The sequence below is a fragment of the uncultured Sphingobacterium sp. genome (assembly GCF_964277905.1).
Classification (GTDB): Bacteria; Bacteroidota; Bacteroidia; order Sphingobacteriales; family Sphingobacteriaceae; genus Sphingobacterium; species Sphingobacterium siyangense.
Genome location: NZ_CAXYKD010000048.1, coordinates 402,651 through 422,840, shown reverse-complemented (window position 1 = coordinate 422,840; position 20,190 = coordinate 402,651). Strand labels below are relative to the sequence as shown.

15 protein-coding genes are annotated in these 20,190 nt (G+C 40.7%); 1 reads left to right on the top strand and 14 read right to left on the bottom strand.

Annotated features, from left to right (window positions below; genetic code table 11):
* Positions 1-116: 116 nt before the first annotated feature.
* The 11 genes from ACHWSC_RS23460 to ACHWSC_RS23410 all read right to left on the bottom strand — a co-directional run bounded on the left by ACHWSC_RS23460 (position 117) and on the right by ACHWSC_RS23410 (position 13,946).
* Positions 117-1,997, bottom strand: a complete 1,881-nt coding sequence (locus ACHWSC_RS23460) for a hypothetical protein (RefSeq protein WP_394678361.1) — start codon at positions 1,995-1,997, stop codon at positions 117-119.
* A gap of 465 nt (positions 1,998-2,462) precedes the next feature.
* A complete protein-coding gene (locus tag ACHWSC_RS23455) occupies positions 2,463-2,726 on the bottom strand; it encodes a hypothetical protein (RefSeq protein WP_394678360.1) in 264 nt (87 codons plus the stop codon).
* Between the two features lie 25 nt (positions 2,727-2,751).
* Complete coding sequence (locus tag ACHWSC_RS23450; RefSeq protein WP_394678359.1) at positions 2,752-3,006, bottom strand: hypothetical protein; 255 nt, start codon at positions 3,004-3,006, stop codon at positions 2,752-2,754.
* 17 nt (positions 3,007-3,023) lie between these two features.
* Positions 3,024-4,439, bottom strand: coding sequence for an efflux transporter outer membrane subunit (locus ACHWSC_RS23445; RefSeq protein ID WP_394678358.1), 1,416 nt, complete (start codon positions 4,437-4,439; stop codon positions 3,024-3,026).
* Positions 4,440-4,460: 21 nt separating this feature from the next.
* Positions 4,461-7,601, bottom strand: a complete 3,141-nt coding sequence (locus ACHWSC_RS23440) for an efflux RND transporter permease subunit (RefSeq protein WP_394678357.1) — start codon at positions 7,599-7,601, stop codon at positions 4,461-4,463.
* 14 nt (positions 7,602-7,615) lie between these two features.
* The gene (locus tag ACHWSC_RS23435; protein ID WP_394678356.1) at positions 7,616-8,755 is read right to left on the bottom strand and encodes an efflux RND transporter periplasmic adaptor subunit; all 1,140 of its coding nucleotides are present in this window, start codon (positions 8,753-8,755) and stop codon (positions 7,616-7,618) included.
* Positions 8,756-9,032: 277 nt separating this feature from the next.
* On the bottom strand, positions 9,033-9,944 hold the full coding sequence (locus tag ACHWSC_RS23430) for an AraC family transcriptional regulator (protein WP_075992098.1): 912 nt from the start codon (positions 9,942-9,944) through the stop codon (positions 9,033-9,035).
* Between the two features lie 600 nt (positions 9,945-10,544).
* Positions 10,545-12,485 (bottom strand): family 43 glycosylhydrolase, encoded by a 1,941-nt coding sequence (locus ACHWSC_RS23425; RefSeq protein ID WP_394678355.1) that lies wholly within the window; start codon positions 12,483-12,485, stop codon positions 10,545-10,547.
* A gap of 255 nt (positions 12,486-12,740) precedes the next feature.
* Positions 12,741-13,166 carry a DUF1330 domain-containing protein gene (locus ACHWSC_RS23420; protein ID WP_088161150.1) on the bottom strand — a complete coding sequence of 142 codons (426 nt, stop codon included), beginning with the start codon at positions 13,164-13,166 and terminating at the stop codon, positions 12,741-12,743.
* A 1-nt stretch (position 13,167) separates the two neighbouring features.
* On the bottom strand, positions 13,168-13,512 hold the full coding sequence (locus tag ACHWSC_RS23415) for a GIY-YIG nuclease family protein (protein ID WP_153845472.1): 345 nt from the start codon (positions 13,510-13,512) through the stop codon (positions 13,168-13,170).
* Between the two features lie 17 nt (positions 13,513-13,529).
* Entirely contained in the window at positions 13,530-13,946 is a 417-nt protein-coding gene (locus tag ACHWSC_RS23410) for a MarR family winged helix-turn-helix transcriptional regulator (RefSeq protein ID WP_394678354.1), read from the bottom strand.
* 311 nt (positions 13,947-14,257) lie between these two features.
* On the opposite strand from ACHWSC_RS23410, the gene ACHWSC_RS23405 reads away from it, so the two are divergent.
* The gene (locus tag ACHWSC_RS23405) at positions 14,258-14,980 is read left to right on the top strand and encodes a DUF3667 domain-containing protein (protein WP_394678353.1); all 723 of its coding nucleotides are present in this window, start codon (positions 14,258-14,260) and stop codon (positions 14,978-14,980) included.
* A 90-nt stretch (positions 14,981-15,070) separates the two neighbouring features.
* Here the strand turns inward: ACHWSC_RS23405 and ACHWSC_RS23400 are convergent, their stop codons facing one another.
* From ACHWSC_RS23400 to ACHWSC_RS23390, 3 genes are all read right to left on the bottom strand, one after another.
* Positions 15,071-16,537, bottom strand: a complete 1,467-nt coding sequence (locus tag ACHWSC_RS23400; protein ID WP_394678352.1) for a sigma 54-interacting transcriptional regulator — start codon at positions 16,535-16,537, stop codon at positions 15,071-15,073.
* 6 nt (positions 16,538-16,543) lie between these two features.
* On the bottom strand, positions 16,544-17,665 hold the full coding sequence (locus ACHWSC_RS23395) for a VWA domain-containing protein (RefSeq protein WP_286834889.1): 1,122 nt from the start codon (positions 17,663-17,665) through the stop codon (positions 16,544-16,546).
* 274 nt (positions 17,666-17,939) lie between these two features.
* Positions 17,940-20,027 (bottom strand): DNRLRE domain-containing protein, encoded by a 2,088-nt coding sequence (locus ACHWSC_RS23390; RefSeq protein ID WP_394678351.1) that lies wholly within the window; start codon positions 20,025-20,027, stop codon positions 17,940-17,942.
* Positions 20,028-20,190 lie beyond the last annotated feature (163 nt).

Genomic DNA, 20,190 nt, shown 5'->3' with positions numbered 1-20,190 from the left:
ATTGAGTTCCGTATAATTAAAATGATGGTTGTGCAATAGAGTCTTATTTTCTAAATTTCCGTTAAAATAGATTCATCCAATCGATGCATTTTAAATTGGTTAAACACCTGTTGATATTAGTCTAAATTTACGTCTATTTTGACACCAAGATTCTTGCAGCTTGCCTTTAAAACATGATCTACCCAAATGCATAACATAGGCTGTTTTCCTGGTTTGTTTTGATCCCAGTCTTCTTTCCAGACAATGTCGATAGTTTTCCCGTGATAGTCTAAGTTTCCGAGGTAAAAATAATCCATTTTGCCCGCAGGTATCAGTGGCTGAAGCTGAAAGCTGTTGTGATGGGTAGCCTTAAAGCCAATGAGATCTGCTATGATCATGTCAGGATAGGTTGAATGAAAATAATCATTCTGTCCACCAAATTGCTCGCCATCACTTGGTATATACCATTCACCGATATTTGGGTGGGTATAACCGTGAAGTCGGGTAAGCTTCATAATTTGTTCGTAAAGGGTCTCTTTGTCCTGCGCAGTGATTTGATTCTTATAATTTCTTAAATAGTTGCTGTATGCTTTATAGACGACCGAGTTTTGAAAAGGCCATCCTCTGCCGTTCCAGGCATAAGCCTGCTCATTGTAATAGGGGTGTTGCCTCTCGGCCGTGGTCATTCCTTTGTGGTTATTGAAACCTTTTTCAGAAGTAAACATCGCCCAAGCTACTTCATACTTTTTATTGTCCTCAGGCAGTATCATATTGAAATACCAGGGGGTATAACCAACGGATTCCCGCACCCGCGCTTCGTAATCCCGTACACCATAGGCGTTGTCACCAGCTGTTAAGGTATTAAAAAAACCATCATCTGAATTCCAAAGTGTCCGAAGAAATTTCTGCTGTATTTCCTGGCTTCTGACCTTATAGTAATCTGCTTTCGCCTTATTCTTAATCGAAGGATGTTGTTGCTGTTCCAGTCTATAGAGATTGTACAATGCGTTGTTATTTCCAAAGGAATAACTTCCAACGGATGGGCGCACCAAATAAAAATCAGGATAACCTTTGGTAAAGGCTAATGGAAAGTCCCTCGCTGCAGTCGTATTTGCCGCCTTGTCTGTCGTCCCCCAACCTAAATAGAGATCTCTCCATGTACTATCGGTATAAATAGCATAAGGTCCTTTACTTTCAATTAAGCCAAGTACCGCCGAAAGGCTGAATTCCATACCATCGTACAGATCCAGAATTTTGTACATGCCGTCGGTCTTCGCATTTGGATTTTTTACAGTGAATAGGCTATCCAAAAGGTGCTGATGGGTCTCCATTGCGGGAAGCATCTTTTGCGTCCAGGCCTGATCGGGATGAATTTTTAAAAATGATTCAATACCATCGACCATCCAGCTGGAAAAATGAACACTTTCGGGCCTGCTCAAGTGGGTCAAAAAATTACCGTTTTCCCGTTGATTTATTTTGGAAGCTGATCCAAGCATAAAATATTCGGCATAAGATCGAAGGTATTTTGGATCACGAAGCCAACGTACATCGTAAAACTGATGCGCTGTTGGGCAGGTAATCGCTCCACTCAAGGATCCCCAGGCGGGATACCCGAAAAATTCTGTTATAACCCAATATTTCTTTGAATCATGTGGATCGTAATAATCCCGAAGATGCTTGCTGATCATCCACCAACGATAATTATACACGCGACTTAGGGTATCGTTGGAACTCTCAAAATACGGAATGTTATTGACCAAGAATTCTTTGTTGTTGGATTCGTCAAAAGCACCGTCCGATTTTGGCCGGTGCTCGTAAGCATTGAACTCCTTTATATTGTCTGTTAGGTTATTTTTTGCCACTTCCTTTAAACGATCAAGTTCATGGCGATATATCGATTCCTGCTTACCCGAAAATCCTCGATTACTCGAACAGGAAAAAAGAACACCTAGAACCAAAAAGGCTGTGCTGCTTAAAACAATAGATTTTAGAAAAACGGAGCGATGTTGTCTTTTCATGTGGCTATATGGAATAGAACGAATTTATAGTTGATCTGCTATAACTTAAAAATTAGTATTAACGTCCATCCGAAAGAATCAACAGGAGATTGATCGGCTTTCATCGCAGTAATTTTCTACAGGGCAATTCTTGATGAAGTTAAACACAAGATCTAATCCAAAGCAATAACAAACAAAGGACTAATCAACAGAATTTTTATGACAATTCAGCATGGTGGAACAAATCGGCGTAAAATTGATACAATGTATCATATTGTACCAATTTGAGCTCATACTTTATCGTTCAAAATAGATAACAATGCATGTAAATCTGCCCCCCTTAAAAAGTCTTTAGCAGCAATCCAGCCATCAGCTTGATAGTATAAGCAATGAATTGGGTTGGACAAGCATAAAAATGGAGTGCATCTACGCAAAAAAGCCCGACAAGTTGTCGGGCTTTCCATGAAATTAAGGGTAATATTTTGATCAGACGATGATCGGAATATCGACATTTCCAGTGGAAACGTCTGAATTGAGTAGCTGGGTCACGATTCCTTTTTGCACAAGAAGGAGTAGAATCAAATCGCTGACCCTGCCTTTAGTCTTCACGAACAAATAAGTTAAATGATCGTCCAGATAAATCGCAGTAAATAAAATTCCGGGAACCCTTAGGTTCAGGTAATCCAAAACTTCTTTCTTCTTCGTCAGTACCGTACTACTGATCGAAAATGTATGTACAAAATGGCTCATCTTATTTTTTTATTATTCTCTTTAATTAAAAAAACCTAAATTCGATTGAATCCTGTATGTCTGCCCTGATATGGCAGACATACCGATAAAGTTCATCTAGCCGATCGATGATCATGACTGATTTGTCCATATTTTCAAGTTGAAGTGCCAGATGATCTAAAAAATCCAAATTTGCATCGACGAGCACAAACTCCTGATATTTTCCAATAAACTCATGTCTTATCGTAAGCTCCGGTGGTCTGGTGCTTGGATTTATCAAAATACAAATACTCTTTTTCATCCTATCAAGCGTTCATTTTATAACCAGCCTCCGCCCAAAGAGCGATACAGTATGGCTATGCTATTAAGTTTTTGAGCTTGGACTGTTGCTAGATCAATTTCTGCCTGCAGTCGGTTCGTTTGTGCAATAATCACTTCCAGATAAGTACCTTCATTATATTTATAAAGCAGCAGTGACTTGTCAACAATTTCCCGAGACTGTTTGATAACATCCGCAGCAATTAAACGCTGTTCATCCAATTTTTGAATTTTCACCAATGCGTCGGAAACCTCGGCCACACCCAAGATTACGGCTTGTTTAAACTGGATTTCAGCCTGTTCTGCCATGATCTTGGATTGTTCATATTTTGTCTTTAGTTGGCGACCATTAAATATTGGCTGCGTAATCGCACCCGCCGCAGTTCCAAAAAGCGCACCAGGAATAGTAAACCAATTACTTGCTTTAAAAGAGTTAAGGCCCCCCTGCGCTGTGATGTTCAATCCCGGATACATGCTCACCCGCGCAAAGTGAACTCCGAGATAACTCTTTCGAAGATCCAGTTCTTTCGAACGCACATCAGGTCTAAAGCTCAACAATGCAGCGGGAATACCCGCAGCAAGCTGATTGGGTACATAAACTTCATCCAAGCCTTTTTCCCTTTCAATGCGCCGCGGATAATTTCCCACAAGTACATTAAGCGCATTTTCCTGTATCGCAATTGCGCCTTCAATATCCGGTATCCGCTTGGATACCTGCTCTTTCACCAAAAACTGCTGCTGTACGGCCAAGGCCGTTGTCATCCCGAGATGCTGTTGTTTCACTAATATCTGCCAAGTACTGTCGGCAAAAGATAAATTTTCCTTCGTTATGGCCAGTTGCTTATCGAGCATGAGGAGATTATAGTAAGCCTGCACAATCTCGGCGACCAGTCTAGTTTTTACCGCATTGGCTGCTTCCTTCGTTTTTAACAGCTCGATAACGGCATCCTGCTTCTGAGCTTTGAGCTTGCCCCAGATATCCAGTTCCCAAGAAATATTGACCGCACTGGTGTAATCGGTCGTATAATGCTGCCCCATAAACTGGGACGCCATCATGCCGTTCATACTATTATTGGATGGTCTATTAATACTGGCATTTACCAAACTGGCATTCACAACCGGCGCATAAACCCATTTCGACTGCTTAAACCCCTCGGAAGCAATAGCAATCTGTTTTATCGCGACTTGAAGATCATTGTTTTTGGCCATACCCAAATCTATTAATTCGACAAGCACGGGATCCTTGAAGAAATCCCTATAAGTCATTTTAGCCACACTGCTATCTGCCGGAACAAAGTTATTGTCAAAAGACTCGGGCAGTGCCAGATCCGTTTTTTTAGCTTGCTGCACCGCACATGAATCAAGCAGAACAATTGACAGCAAGGCAGCAAGGGGCATCAATTTTATTTGTTTCATTGTATACATTCACACTAATTTTTAAAATTCCCATTCTGTGTCGTCTTTCACTTTACCACTCATTTTTTCCTGGAAGAATTGGAAGATAACAAAAAGCAAAGGAGTCAAGAACAAGCCTAAGCAGGTACCAACCAACATGCCGAAGATTGCTGCATAACCAATGGAATGATTCCCCATGGCTGATGGTCCCGTCACAAATATCAAGGGTACAATCCCTGTCATAAAGGCAAGTGAAGTCATCAAGATCGGGCGAAAACGAGCCTTTGCTCCTTCCACCGCCGCTGCCACCAAACTTTTGCCCGCCTGACGTCGTTGTGAGGCGAACTCGACTATCAGGATTCCATTTTTAGCCAACAGACCAATCAGCATCACCATAGCGATCTGCACATAGATATTATTCGCAATTCCTGCAAAGCCTATTCCGAGGAATACGCCCGACAGTCCAACGGGAATAGCTAGCAATACGGCAAATGGGAGGATATAACTTTCATACTGCGCAGATAACAGAAAGTAAACAAAAACGATGCACAGGATAAAAATGATGGTTGACTGTGCGGTAGACGTACTTTCTTCTCGGCTCATTCCTTTATAATCATAGGTATAACCTGGAGGCAGCACCTGTTGACCAACTTCCTTAATGGCTTGCATAGCTTGTCCAGTACTAAATCCGGGAGCCGGCATAACGGTCAGATTTGAAGCGTTAAACAGATTAAAACGCTCCACCACTTCTGGCCCTGTAATGGCCTTTAGCGTCACCACCGTATTGACAGGAACCATCTCTTGGTTGGCATTTTTGACAAAGATGCTATTCAGCGACTTTTCATCCGCACGTGTATCAGGCATTGCCTGGACAAGCACTCTGTAATACTTCCCAAAGCGATTGAGATCCGAAGCCTGAATACTTCCGTAATAGCCTTGCATCACCTGAAGAACATCGCGTACAGCTAAACCAAGCTGTGCAGCTTTTGCTTCGTCTACCACCACTTCATATTGTGGATAAGAGACATCAAAAGTCGTAAAAGCAACGGCAATCTCCGGTCGCTGCATCAAGGCTCCCATCATGCCGTAGGAGATATTTCCCAAGTTTTGTAAAGACGCATTGGTGCGGTCCTGTAAAACGAGCTCCATGCCACTAGAATTACCGAACCCCTCTACCGTTGGGGTATTCAGCACCAGAAAATTCGCCCGTTTATCTCCCGAAAGCATGCCCTGCAATTGCCCCATGACAGCGCCCAAATCCTTAACTTCTCCCCGTTCTTTTACATCTTTTAACCGAATAAAAAATGTGCCGGCTGCGGAAGACATTGCACCGGAGAATAAGCTCAGACCATTCACCGAAATAACCTCCCGAACAGCAGGATGTGCAACGAGCTTATGTTCTGTATCGGACATCAGTTTGGTCGTACGATCCTTGGATGTACCAGCAGCCAGATTGGCCGTCACGATAATAAAAGACTGGTCTTCATCAGGTATAAAGCCCTTTGGTGTCCGCAAAGAAAACCAGGCAAACAGACCTGCAAAGGCGAGCAATATTCCTATGCCAATCCATTTTTTCTTGATCAGAAAGAGTACTGATTTGCCATAGCGGAAAGTCAGTTTATCGAACCCAGCATTGAAAGCGGTAAAGAAACGCTGTTTAAAGTTCAGTTTCTCCTGGGCATGACCGTCATGGCTCTTAAGCAACAAGGCACACAAAGCTGGACTAAGCGTCAATGCATTCACTGCTGAGATAACAATGGCGATCGCCAGCGTCAATGCGAACTGTTTATAAAATAACCCCGTTGATCCCTCCATAAAGGCAACTGGAACAAACACAGCCGACATCACCAAGGTAATCGATACAATTGCTCCGGAGATTTCTCCCATAGCGGATACCGTAGCCGCCTTGGGCCCCAGCTTGCGGCGTTCCATCTTCGCATGCACAGCCTCGACAACGACAATAGCATCATCGACCACAATACCAATGGCCAGCACCAAAGCAAATAGGGTCAGAATATTGATGGAGAACCCAAAAATATGCATAAAGAAAAATGTTCCCACAATGGATACCGGAACGGCGATTGCAGGAATCAATGTCGAACGAAAATCCTGTAAAAAAATAAAGACAACGATAAAGACCAGAATAAACGCCTCAATTAGTGTCTTTATCACCTGCTTGATAGACTGATCCAAGGACTCTTTCGTGGCATACGGAATTTTATACTCCATTTTGCCCGGAAAAGATTTTGAAAGTTCTTCCATCCGATTTTGCAAGGCGATCTGAACCTCATTAGCATTTGAACCACTCATCTGAAATATCGCCATGGTGACCGAGGGCTTTGTATTGTAGTTGGACTGTACAGTGTAACTGTAGGCAGCAAATTCAACCCGCGCTAGGTCCTTAAGCCGAAGAACTGAACCATCATTCTGTGCTTTCACAATGATGTTCTCATATTGCTCCGGCTCCGTAAACTTCCCTTTATACCGCATGACATATTCTTTCACCTCGGTAGACTGTTCGCCAAACCGCCCCGGAGCAGCCTCTAAATTTTGCGCCTGTATCGCTGCCGAAACATCGTTGGGAGTCAAATTGTAGGCATTTAGTTTATCTGGATCTAACCATATCCGCATCGAGTAGTCTTTGTTTCCATAGACCATGGCATCTCCAACGCCCTTGATACGTTTTAATTCGGGTACAATATTGATTTTAGTATAGTTTTCCAGAAATAGATCGTCCATGCTACCATCCTCGCTGGTCAGCGTTACCATTGCAATCATACTATTCTGTCTCTTTATGGTCGTTATACCACTCTGTATAACTTCTGCTGGTAGTTGGTTGGTCACCTGGGAAACCCTATTTTGCACATTGATGGCCGCCTGATCCGGATCTGTACCCAATTTAAAAATCACAGTAATGGTCAGCGTACCATCATTACTGGCCACAGAGCTTATGTAATCCATATTTTCAACCCCATTGATCGCATTTTCCAATGGTGGCGCCACGGAGCGGCCGATCGTTTCAGCATTTGCACCGGGATAAACAGCTGTTACAGTCACTGTCGGTGGTGCAATGTCAGGAAATTTGGTAATGGGAAGGCTCAGCATTCCCACACCCCCCAAGATAACAAGCAATACGGAGATCACCGTCGCCAATACGGGACGTTTTATAATTTGTTTTAACATGAAAATCGACTAGTTTATTTGTGTTCAATCGGGGACTTTTCGACGACTGGCATTCCTGCCTGTAAACGTTCAAAACCTTGAGCAATGTACCTATCCCCTGCTTTCAGCCCACTGGATAGGATAAAGTTATCGCCGGACTTGCCAGAGACCGCGACAGGCAATTGCACTACTTTTCCGTCTTTGTCTGCCGTATAGACAAAAATTTTGTCTTGATAGGTTACTGTGGAGGCAATTGGTAATAATGGAACCTGCATAATATTTCGCTCCAAAAGAACTTTGCCGGTATTTCCGCTGCGCAGGATATCCTTCGGATTATCAAATTTAGCCCGTAGGGTTATTGAACCTGTTGATTTATTAAACTGCCCTTCTACGGCATCAATTTTCCCTTTCAAATCATAAGGACGACCATCCGATAGCAATAAAGTAACTAGGCTTGTACCCTTTAGCTTCTCTGCGATCGAATTTCCCGGATGCTGATTTTGGAAGGCCACAAAATCATTTTCACTGAGGCTGAAGTAAGCATAGACCTGTTGATTATCCGAAATTAAGGTCAGGGCCTGTTGATTTGTTGGGGACAATAAACTTCCTAAACGATAATTAAACCTCCCCACATAACCACTGACAGGTGCTTTAATCAACGCAAAGTCAATGTTGATCTGTGCCGATTGAATGGCAGATTCAGCTTGTGCCACGGCTGCTTTGGCTCCAAGATAGACCGCATTTGCTTCCTGCACTTGCAGTTCTGACACAATTTTATTGCGAACAAGTTCTATTTTTCGGTCCAGTTCTATCTTGGCAGTTATCAGACTTGCTGAAGCAGACTGCAAAGAGGCTTTCGCATTGTTTAGCTGTTCTCGATATACGCGGTCTTCCACCTTAAAAAGTGGCTGCCCAGCTTTTACATAAGCCCCCTCATCTATATAAATTTTACTCAGGTAACCGGTCACTTGTGGCCTAATCTCAATATTTGAGCGGCCTTCAATGGCACAGGTATATTCATTTTTCACCTCTGCATCGCCAGTTTTAACAGCAGCAAAGTTGACCTCCGTCGGTCCCCCTGGATACCCACCTTCACCAGGTCGATTGCTGCATGACATGAACAGCAGGGGCACAAGATAGAGTGTCGATGATTTAACAACGAAATTTCGCTTCATAAGTATATTATTGCTTTATTTATTCAGTGTTTACAAAATTACTGATAATTAAAACTATATAACTTAACGTTAAGACTCCATTTCTTGTCAAAAAGACAACAGTGAAACATCTGAATTTCCGAATGCGCTAAAAAATTCTTACAACATCGACCATTAAAGACACTAAAATGACATTTTTAATTTTTTATAAAATGAAAGCGAGCATTAATAATTAGAAAACAGCAAGAAAATAACAGAGAAATAATAAATCTTATTAATTAATATTAAGTGCATAAATTTAAAACTCTGCACTTACTTTATAGCAGCTCGGATTTTTGCCCGTCAGTTTTTTAAAGAATTTGCTGAACGTAGCCTGATCTGCGAATGAAAGCTTCACGGCGACATCTTTAACGCTGAACTTATTATTTTTCAACAGTACCTTCGCCTCGATAAGCAGCACATTATTGATAATCTCCTTGGGGCTTTTGGTCAAGGTTGTATTCAGCACCTTAGTTAAATACTTTCTGCTGATTGCCAGCTTATCGGCATAGAATTGTACATCGTGATTGTTAACGTAGTGCTCATTGACCAGATTAAAGAAATCTGCTGTAATAGCTTCAAGTCGAGGGGAAATATGACTTTGCTGTTCAAGATACCTGTTAAAATTCTGCACTTCATACATCAACAGTGAAAAATGGTGCCATATCATATCGTTGGAATAGTCAATCCGGTCGCGACTAACATTCAGGAACCCGAGCTGGGTGATATGGTAGTCGATTCTAAAGAAGATCTTTTCCTGTTTTGATAAGATATAAAACGGCGTACTGGAGAAACTTTTCAGAATATCGTTGGTTTTATAATTGAAGCCTGCCTCCTCGATCAATTTCTGTGTAAAATAAATACTTTTCATCTGCATATCCGGTGATATGGTGTGGATTACAAAAGCCTCCATAGGACCGCAGAATAAAACATCTCCAGCTGAGGCTACGAATTTCCGCGCGCCAACACTAAACTCAACGGTCCCCCGTTTGATCAAAATCAGCGCATAATATTCTGAACGGTAATAGAAATCAAGGTACAGCGAAAAATTTGCCGCATCTTCCTCGGCGACTAAATAATGGTTGTTTTTTACCGGAAACAAGGAGGTCCCTAATGCATTACTTAACTGCATTAACGTTACGGTTTTTAGATCAACAAATTTTGTTCCCATAAGATGCTTATACCAATAAATTAGAGATCCCATTTGATTCGTAATAGACCAGATTACATTCTTGAAACGGGATAAGTGAAAGAGGAAAATAGCGGAGCTAAATTAACCAATAGGCTGCTCTTTTTTTGAGTTAAAAAAGAAATATTTCTTTCAGATGACCTTAAGGGCACCCTATATAAGCTACTTTTTCGGCTGGTCTCGTTAGGATTTTTCCTGGATAAATTTTTCGATATTCCGGGCTTGAGCCTAAAATATTATGAAAGAGGATGGTATTTTTTTTGCAAAAAAATAAATATTCCCATTTTCACATAAAAAAGTATCTTTTTCATATTCTTTCTACTGCTATTCTAAGTTACATTTGCCTCATAAGTAAACTTGACTCAAAAGAAGTAATTGCTGAAATGAATGGAGATGCCTATCTCATCATTTTAAATTTCTGAATTGATTCGATAAGAATACTGTAAAAAGAATCCTACAATACTACACTGAAAAACATTTTGTGGAACGATGCTGTCGTTCCACATTTTTAATCTATTAAATCGGTTTCCCCCCAACCTTCTACGACAGCCACTTTAGCTTGCTCGCCGTCTTTTTCATACTTTAGTCCCCGGTAGTTCCTTCCGTTGTCATTTCAATTTTATGGATTGTACCGTCTGCACGGTAATTTAGGGTATCTATGCAAATCGAACGGCTAAAACTGCCTCCATCTGGGTTAATCCCCCCATTATGGTAAATGAAATACCATTGGTTTTTAAAAGGGACAATTGCTTGATGGTTCGTATTGCTATTGCCTGCTATTTCATTCAGAATCCCTTTATACACATAGGGACCTTCGATCTTATCGGCCATGGCATAAGCGATCTTCTCCGGAAATTCCGTGGCATAACTCAAATAATATTTTCCATTGTGCTTGTGAACCCACGGTGCTTCCGTAAAAGCCAGTCCTTCAAAATTCAATTGCTTTACTTCGCCATCAATCTCAACCATATTTTCCTTGAGCTTTGCGTAGTAGCACTCACGGTTACCCCAGAAAATCCAGGCTTGGCCATCGTCATCAATAAAAACAGCCGGGTCGATACAGGCCCAAGAATGGGAAGAAGCAAAACAGTCCTTATTGGTCAATAACGGTTTCCCCAATGCATCTCTAAAGGGACCTTCGGGTCTATCTGCGACAGCAACACCTATTCCGGACCAATTAGAGCTGATGTACCAGTAATATTTTCCATTACGTTCGGTAACGTGTCCCGCAAATGCATCGCCGCTTTTTGCCCAGGTAAAATCACTTATTCTTAAAGACACTGGATATTCCGTCCAATTTTTTAAATCCGTTGTAGAATAAACAATCCAGTCTTTCATCTTATAGCCTTGCTGACCACCTGCAAAATCATGGCCTGCATACAACCAAAGTGTATCCCCCTTAACCATTGCTGCTGGATCAGCCGTAAAATGATGCTTAATAATCGGATTTCCCTTTGCGGTAAAACGATACCTGTCATCCACAGCCTCTGGAGATAGTAATTCACCGGGTACACCACCCCATTTACTATTCAGAAGACGAGACTCTTCCTTGCTAATTGAAATCACACTTCCATGTCGCGGGTTAAAATTTTTACGCAAAGCCTCAGGTTTCGAGGAGAAATTAAAGAGATCATCTGTGCGCTGAAATTCATATCTTCCATTCGCATACAGATCATACATCAAGATATAATCGTCTGTTCCGTTCAACTTAAAAAGACTCGATCCTTCGACAACAACAGAAGTGTCTGCATAGGCATCGAGATACCGGAAGTCTTCTTTCCATGGTCCTTTTAGGGATTTACTTGTCGCCTGCTGAATCCCATTTTTCACTTCTTTGCCCGCACCATCTTTTGTATTGCCCTTAAAGAAAAAATGGTATAACCCATCTTTATAGACGATGTCGCCATCAATACCTCCAAATTTTGGACTGAACAATAAGGTAGGTTCCCTTTCAAATCCGCTAAAATCTTTATTCGCATAGGCTGCATAAAAATCAAGCTTATCGTTCTCATATGATTTCACCGTAAAATACACAAGGTATTTTTTCGCAACTGGATCATAGATCGTCTGTGGTGCCCATACCCATTTTACGTTTTTAAATTTTTTAGGGTATAATTTAGCCAGATCAACAGTATTGTGTTTCCAATCCGTCAGGTTATCAGATCGCATCAGAATAATACCAGGGTTACTTCCCCAACCATTCTTGGCGGTAAACATATCAGTTGCGACCATATAAAATGACTTTTTGTCCTCTCCCCTAAGGATGTGCGGATCACGAATCCCTCCCGTTTGGGATATATCTGCGGATGACAAAATAGGTTTATTGTTATTTAATGCAACCCAGTTTTGCGCGTCCTGACTGACTGCAAATCGCAATTGCTCTTGTGTATTTTTATCCCCCGAACCCTCAAAATAAGCAAAAAGATAACCCGCCGCCTTATCTGCATTGTGTATTTTTTGCGCTATGGCATTGGTAAAACTCATTAATGCAATACTCAATACCCCCATTTGTTTTAGTTTCATGTCTGATCAATTTTTAGGCTTTTCTAAATGTTAATTTGTCAAGCAAACCTTCTTTATTAAAACTTAACCATGGATTGTTTAATGCACAAATTCCAAATTATCTTGATCTCGAAAGGATATTCAACACGAATTTAAATTTGCTCAAAAACACTTTTCCACGAAGCTGTAGAAGAATACGATACGAGGCTCACTTTTATTAATGTTAAATATACATTTATTATTCAAATAGGCGGTATTTTTTATGATAAGTATCGTTTAAAACGGGACATTTTCCAAGGGTAAAAGTCTTGAATCCGAGATAGCTGCAATCCGATGCCCTATAATCTTCATATACGCTGGATTTTGTTCAAATGAAAAAAAATCGGACACACTTTTCTGTTTAATCAGCATACAGATATCCCACTGTTCCTGATCGGGTCCTATCAGAAACCGGTCACCATGCCCAACAAAAAGTAGCTCACCGCCGCTTTCTTCCACAAAAGGTTTGGCTAGCTTTATATAATTCATAAAAGCATCGTATCCCGAAATTTCTTTGATTGGTGCAATCTCCGGAAAATTAGTATAGTCCGCGATTTTCCTCAACTGAATTAAATTGAGATTTACAATAGGGCCTTGGATATTTTTCAATGCCAAATTCCTTCCGGCTTCATAACCGGGATACAAATACGTCTTTCTTGTCATATCAATAGATACTTGTTGTTTCACTCACTTTACTCTTCAACTCAGTTGCCGCGTGAAGTACGACTTTTTTATAATCAATGATTTTGTCGTTTTCAAATGGAATAATAACTGCATTTTCAAACAGGAAATTTCCCTCACCTAATCGGTTCCAATCCGCCTGCAAGTTTTTGTTGTCAAATTGCCCCATGTTTAACATAAATCTGATTCTGTTAGAAAGAGCCGTTAAATTCATGCTATCAGCGATATGTATTTTATTTTCGGCCCTGTTGTAAATTGTTAAAACTCCCATCAATGGTTTACTTTCCAGGAATTCGGCTTTCAATTGTTTTTTATCTATTTTGTTCATGTGCTTTTAAATTAAAATTATAAATCACCACCCAATGATTTCAATTGCGCAGCAAAAACAAGGAGATCTGTTACGTCCATTCCGTCCAATAGCTTATTGGCGATGTGCTCAGCTGTAACAGTAGCCTCTTTAAAAATTCGATCACCAGCCGCCGTAAGCTTCACATAACTGACCCGGGCATCTCTATCATTGTGCTCTTTTACAACTAGCCCCATCTTTTCCATAGGTGAAATAATCCGTGTAATCCCTGAGGCCGTTAAACCGGTACTTTCAGCCAGATCAATTCGCCGTAACCGGTTCCCGGAAGCCTGACTTAAAATATGTAGGATCATAAAGTCTGTCAGACTTAGTCCATGCAAGCTCAACCCATCAAACTTTTTGGTGATGACAGATTGAACTTTTATAATGTTCAAAATCGTATTAATTGCGGTCATATTATATTTGTAAAATACTTTATTAGTCAAGTATTATGCAAATATAATAATTTTATTTAAATGGTTGAACAAAATAAACAAAAGATTCTGCGAACGGGGTGGTTACACTAAAGCTCATTAATTCCATTTTTCTTCGCGGGAGAAGGAGGTTTGTATAAAACTACACTTAGGTGTAGCATTGATTGACATAATCTATAATATTTTTGGATAAATTCTAATCGATAAGAAGTAATGGCCAACGATCTACATGACATGATAAGGATAGAATCCTCAAATATTAACAAATATAATACCTATAGCATAGTATAAACATGACAAATTGCAAAAACTGTGGGACTGATATAACACTGAATTTCTGTCCAAAATGTGGACAGCCAGCTGTCCTTAAAAGAATTGATGCGCATTATATCGCTCACGAAATTGAACATGTCCTTCATTTCGAGCGCGGAATCTTATATACGATTCGTGAACTTATCACCACGCCGGGAAAAAATGTAAAAAAATATATTGCCGAGAACCGAAGCCGCCTCGTAAAACCCATTATTTTTATCATCATCACCTCATTGATATACTCTATAGTAAGCCATTTTTTTCATGTAGACGACAAATATGTGAGTTATTACGAATCCCAACATTCTACCACGGGTTCGATATACCTCTGGATTCAGGGCCACTATGGTTACGCCAATATCATGATAGGATTATTTATCGCTTTCTGGGCTAAACTATTTTTTAAAAAATACGGTTTTAATCTTTTTGAAATTGTCATTCTGCTGTGTTTTATTTTAGGAATGACGATGTTGATCTATACTATTTTTGCATTAGTTGAAGGTCTAACACATACAAGCGTTATGGTGCAAGCTAGCATCGTCGCTATGTTATATAGCGTCTGGGCTATTGGACAATTTTTCGATCCCTACAAAATACCCAGTTATTTAAAAGCACTCGCAGTTTATATTTTAGGGTATCTGTCATTTACTGTCGTCGTCGTTATTATTGGCCTATCGATTGACTTAATTTTAATGAAAAGATAGTTATCCACCCTTTTTCCTTGTGAGACCTAATTAAAAACCAGATGGGTAAGCTTGCGCTGTAAACTTACCCACCATGTTACTAGTTGCCTGTTACAGATTATTTCTCAGGTATCCCTGGAAGTTATCTTGAAACTGAAGGCCAGTCCCCAACCTATATTTACTTAATTTATTGTTGAGCGTAAGTCCCCATAATACAAATTCGGTCAGAAAATGGAGATCTTCGGGCTTCGTCTCCGGCTGGTATTGCTGAATTAAAGCATGTATAGGTTTCACTTGGTCCAAAACCTGCTCATACGTTGAATCGTTGAGTTCATCAGATAATTCGATCCCCTCTGATTCTGAAAACCAACGAACAATATCGTCGTAGGGATAACGTTCGTTTTCTCTTTCCAGTTTCTCAATTTTTGGGAATAAAATCGGAAAAAGGTTTTTAATCGCGTTTTCTATCAGCTGCAATGCGACGATACCCGCTCCCTCCTGTTCGCCTTCATAAACGAGCTCAACTTTACCGGTTATCGCAGGCACAATACCCATAAAATCACTCAGCCGTACTGTAGTTGCTTGCGCCCCACTTCTGAGCATGCGCAATTCAGCGGTGCTTAATAAGTTCTGAAATGCTGTAATGCTCATACGCGCACTTACGCCACTCTTTTCATCAACATATTCACTATTTCGTGCTTCAAAGCTTATCTGCTCAATCAGTTCCCTAGCCAGCTCAGGAACGTATATCTGCTCCTTCTGGGCCGCTTCCAAGTTCGCCTCCTGCGCTGTAATTGCCTTTGCTATCTCAACCGATGCAGGGTAATGTGTGAGTATCTGCGATCCTATGCGATCTTTCAGTGGCGTCACAATACTTCCTCTATTGGTATAATCCTCCGGATTTGCAGTAAATATAAATTGTACATCTAACGGTAAGCGTAACTTAAAACCACGGATCTGAATATCTCCCTCCTGCAATATATTGAAGAGGGCTACCTGGATTCTAGCTTGAAGATCAGGCAGCTCATTAATGACAAATATAGAACGGTTTGCCCGAGGAATCATACCAAAGTGAATCACGCGATCGTCTGCATAGCTCAGTTTTAAGTTTGCGGCTTTGATGGGATCTACATCACCAATCAAATCAGCGACCGTCACATCTGGCGTAGCCAGTTTCTCCGCAAAACGATCACCTCTACCAAGCCAGCTTATCGGTGTATCATCGCCTTTCTCCTGCAGAAGTTCTAGCGCATAACGCGATATGGGGTTAAACGGATCATCATTAATCTCTGAACCTTGAACCACAGGCACACATTCATCCAATAAGTTGACCATGAGCCTAGCTAGACGTGTTTTCGCCTGACCGCGAAGGCCCAAGAAATTAATGTTGTGTTTGGAAAGAATTGCTCTCTCAAGTTCTGGAATAACGGTATCTTCATAACCATATACTCCATTAAACACGGTTTCACCCGCCTTTATTTTTGTAATCAGATTTTGACGCAATTCTTCTTTTATTGTTTTAGGTTTATAACCCGAAGTTTTTAATGCACCAAATGTTGTAATCTTCGTGTAATCCATATATTCTTATCGTATTCTTTTTTTTCGATTTTCTTCGTAATCCTCAAAAATCATTTCACCTAGATCCCCAAGTCCAGTGTAATAAGCCTTCCCTTGGTTTGAGGCTGTAAACTCGTCGACAAATTGCTGTAGATAAGGATCTGAAGCAATCATAAAGGTTGTAATTGGTATTCCCAGCTTTCGGGCTTGCGCAGCCATACTATAGCACTTGCTAGTGATAAAAGGATCCAAACCCATAGGATTTTTATAATAGGTACCGTCTGGCATATTTAAACAGCTCGGTTTTCCATCGGTTATCATAAATATTTGCTTATTCGCATGCCGTTTTCGCCTTAGCAAGTCCATCGCTAGCTTTAAGCCTGCGACCGTATTGGTATGAAATGGTCCAACTTGCAAATAAGGCAAGTCTTTTATCGCGATAGTCCATGCATCGTTTCCGAAAACAATGACGTCAAGTGAGTCTTTCGGATATCGAGTCAAAATAAGTTCTGATAAAGCCATCGCTACTTTTTTTGCAGGAGTGATTCGATCCTCGCCGTATAAAATCATACTGTGGCTGATATCGATCATCAACACTGTACTCATCTGCGACTTAAACTGTGTATCTTCTACGACGAGATCATTTTCTGATAAGGCAAACTCGCCTATCCCATGATTGATCTGTGCGTTTTTCAAGCTCTCTGTCAAAACTATTTTCTCCAAGCCATCTCCGTACTGATAGTTTCTGAAATCGCCCATATTTTCGTCACTCCGTCCCTGGTGATTGGTTTTATGATTGCCTGATTTCCCTTTCCTCATTTTCCCAAAAATCTGGTCCAAGGCATGCTGACGCAAGGCTTTCTCCAGCTTTGAGGTAATATCTACGCCGCCTTCATCACCAAACTCCACTTTTTCTCTGATATAACCTTTATCTTTCAGATCCGCAATGAAATCGTCTATCGTATAGGCTGGAGTCGTCAGTTTGAACTCTTTATCCAATTGCCTAAGCCAGTCAATGGCTTCATCAAAATCACCAGAGGTATGGGTAATCAGTTCTTTGAAAATGTCAAATAATTTATCAAAAGGCGTTTGAAACGGCTCTTCATATTGTTTGAAGAGAAAACCTTTACTTCGTTTCGTGCTTTTCATGCATTCCTTTTATTAGTATGAGGAAGCTATCCAAATAGTGTATCGGATACTTCATAGTATGAATTTACGAAATAATAATTTTTGTGAGCACCGGATGTCCATTTAACTTTAAAAACTGGCTATAGTATGACGCACGAGCGACAACTTTCAATTAGGAATTAGTTTCAGACTTTTACGCTCTCCCAGTCAAAAGCCGCAAAGAATTGGTATTCCTTGCGGCTTTTTAATCCAGTTATTCTAAATACAAGAGAATTACCGCTGAAATAAGTACCCGTTAATAAAGCAGTTCCAACGTTGGCTTATTGGCGGTTGCTTCCCTGCTACTAAAAGACATATCATTTGTAGAAGAAGCCGCAGCTGTATTTAAAAATAGAAAGGATACTTTACGATCAGTACCGGTAAGCAATCTGTTAATGGCCGAGGTGACGTCGACAGTCTGTAAACCTATCCCTGAAACAGAAATCTTACCGACAAGTACAGTATCCATTGGTGCATTGTTCCAATTAATGCTATTTTCCAACCAAGATGTCGTGGAGGTTGTATAAATATTAATAGTCCGTTGTGGTGCTGTATTCACTCCTGCAACATACATTTTTAATTTTGCCGAACTCACTTTAGGTGTAGTAATCATCGCAATATCAAATTTAGCGTATGCTTTACGCGCGTAAGATGTAGCGTCGGATTTGATGACAAGATCAGCTGTAGTTCCATAATTTGTACTCGCATAGGTACCGTTACGGACATAGGCATCGGCAAGAGAACTTCCGGCATTGGCTACAACAGCATGCTGAAACGCTCCAACGTCTGGATTACCCAATGGCAGCGCATTTCCAGCGAAATCCTCGCCCCCATTGTTACTTATAAATACACCAGCATTAAGGGCAGCCGAACTGGAACCGACATCATAACCTTTTGCAGCGTCAAGGCCGTTTCCACCAATTGGATTGACAAATACCGGATCTTCATAGAAATTGTTGTTCCGCACGGTAGTTCCCCAGTTCAATGACGTAAATGTATTTGACGGAAATAAACAATTATTGTTAAACTTCAGTCCGTTATCGGCCTGAGTAGACAGACTACTAATGGTCGAGGTCGTGTAAAAAATATTATTTGAAAATGTTGCATAAGGCTTTCCTGAACTCACGCCATTCATGACGTTAAACAGGCTGGCGGTTGGATTTTTGATGTAGAATACATTATTATAAATCTCACGGGAATCGTATGTTGTTTTTTCGATCAAAAAGAGCTTCTTTAACCTTGTTGTACCGATATCGTTAACAGAAACGTTGTAGCGGACTTTAATATTCTTAGACTGATTCATAAAAAGCATAAATCCGCCGTTATTATCATGCGAATAATTGTATTCGAAGATATCTCCATCGGTTACTGAATTGGTATCATAGCCATCGGCATCGAACGCGACTCCATCGTTGGCCCCTCCGCCTGTCATACCGTAAACCTCATTATAAGCCACCAGCGTATTCAAGCTGCCAATTGTCCAAATACCCGCATAATTTTCAGAGCCTGTGTTCATACATGCCTTATAGACCGTATTGTGTGTAATTTTACTTCCTCCCGTCACGCCAGACATAACGATGCCGTCGCCGTAGATATATTCAATCAAATTGTTATCGATAATAATATCTTTTGATCTTGCTGCCATAGCCCTATCGCCAGCGGTCCTTATCCCTTCAACGGAACAGTTGGCGACATGACAACTTTGTACCAAAGCCCCGTATATTTTACCGTCTAGGATAATCCCGCCAGAGCTTTTGTTATAATTGGTCTGTCCATCGATAGCACCATTGACGTCATGAACATAACAATTTCTAATGGAGACATTGCTGATTGCTGTTCCTGCAGAACTACCTCCAATCACGCGGATCCCCGTGGCAGCATAACTTGTCCCGCTTGGGATTGTATTCGTCAGTTCGAGGTTATTTACCTCAAAATAAGACACTTTATTAAGGTATAGCGCATTTGATCCATTCCTCTTTCCACCGCCGTTGATAATCGGACGAACATCACCGCCATATTTATCTATGATAATGGGAGCTTCAGCCGTTCCCGAATTTTTCATATGCAAAGTGTCATTCCATACGCCACCGCTCTTGAATAAGATACGGTCGCCGGGGCCAAAAACCGAGGCATTAATTTTGGCCAATGTTCTCCATGCTGTAGTTGTGCTCATTCCTGTGCTATCATCGTTTCCGTTGGGATCTATGTAGTAAGTATTGCCCACACTTGCCAGATTCGCCTTCGCTTTTGTTTTTAAGGGTGTCGGAGAATCTAGTTGAATAGACTTTTGGCAGCTCAGTAGCCCAATGACTCCAATAGAAATCACCATCATAAATTTTCTCATAATGTTGTTTTTAGTTTTATAATTTGTTATAATTTTTACAGACGTATTCTAATTCCGACGAATACGAATTTTATAATTTGATTAATAACATTAAATTATAAATAACTTATCAACCGCAAGGGGTAAAATCACAAATAAAGAGGGGTAAAATTTTAAATTAGAA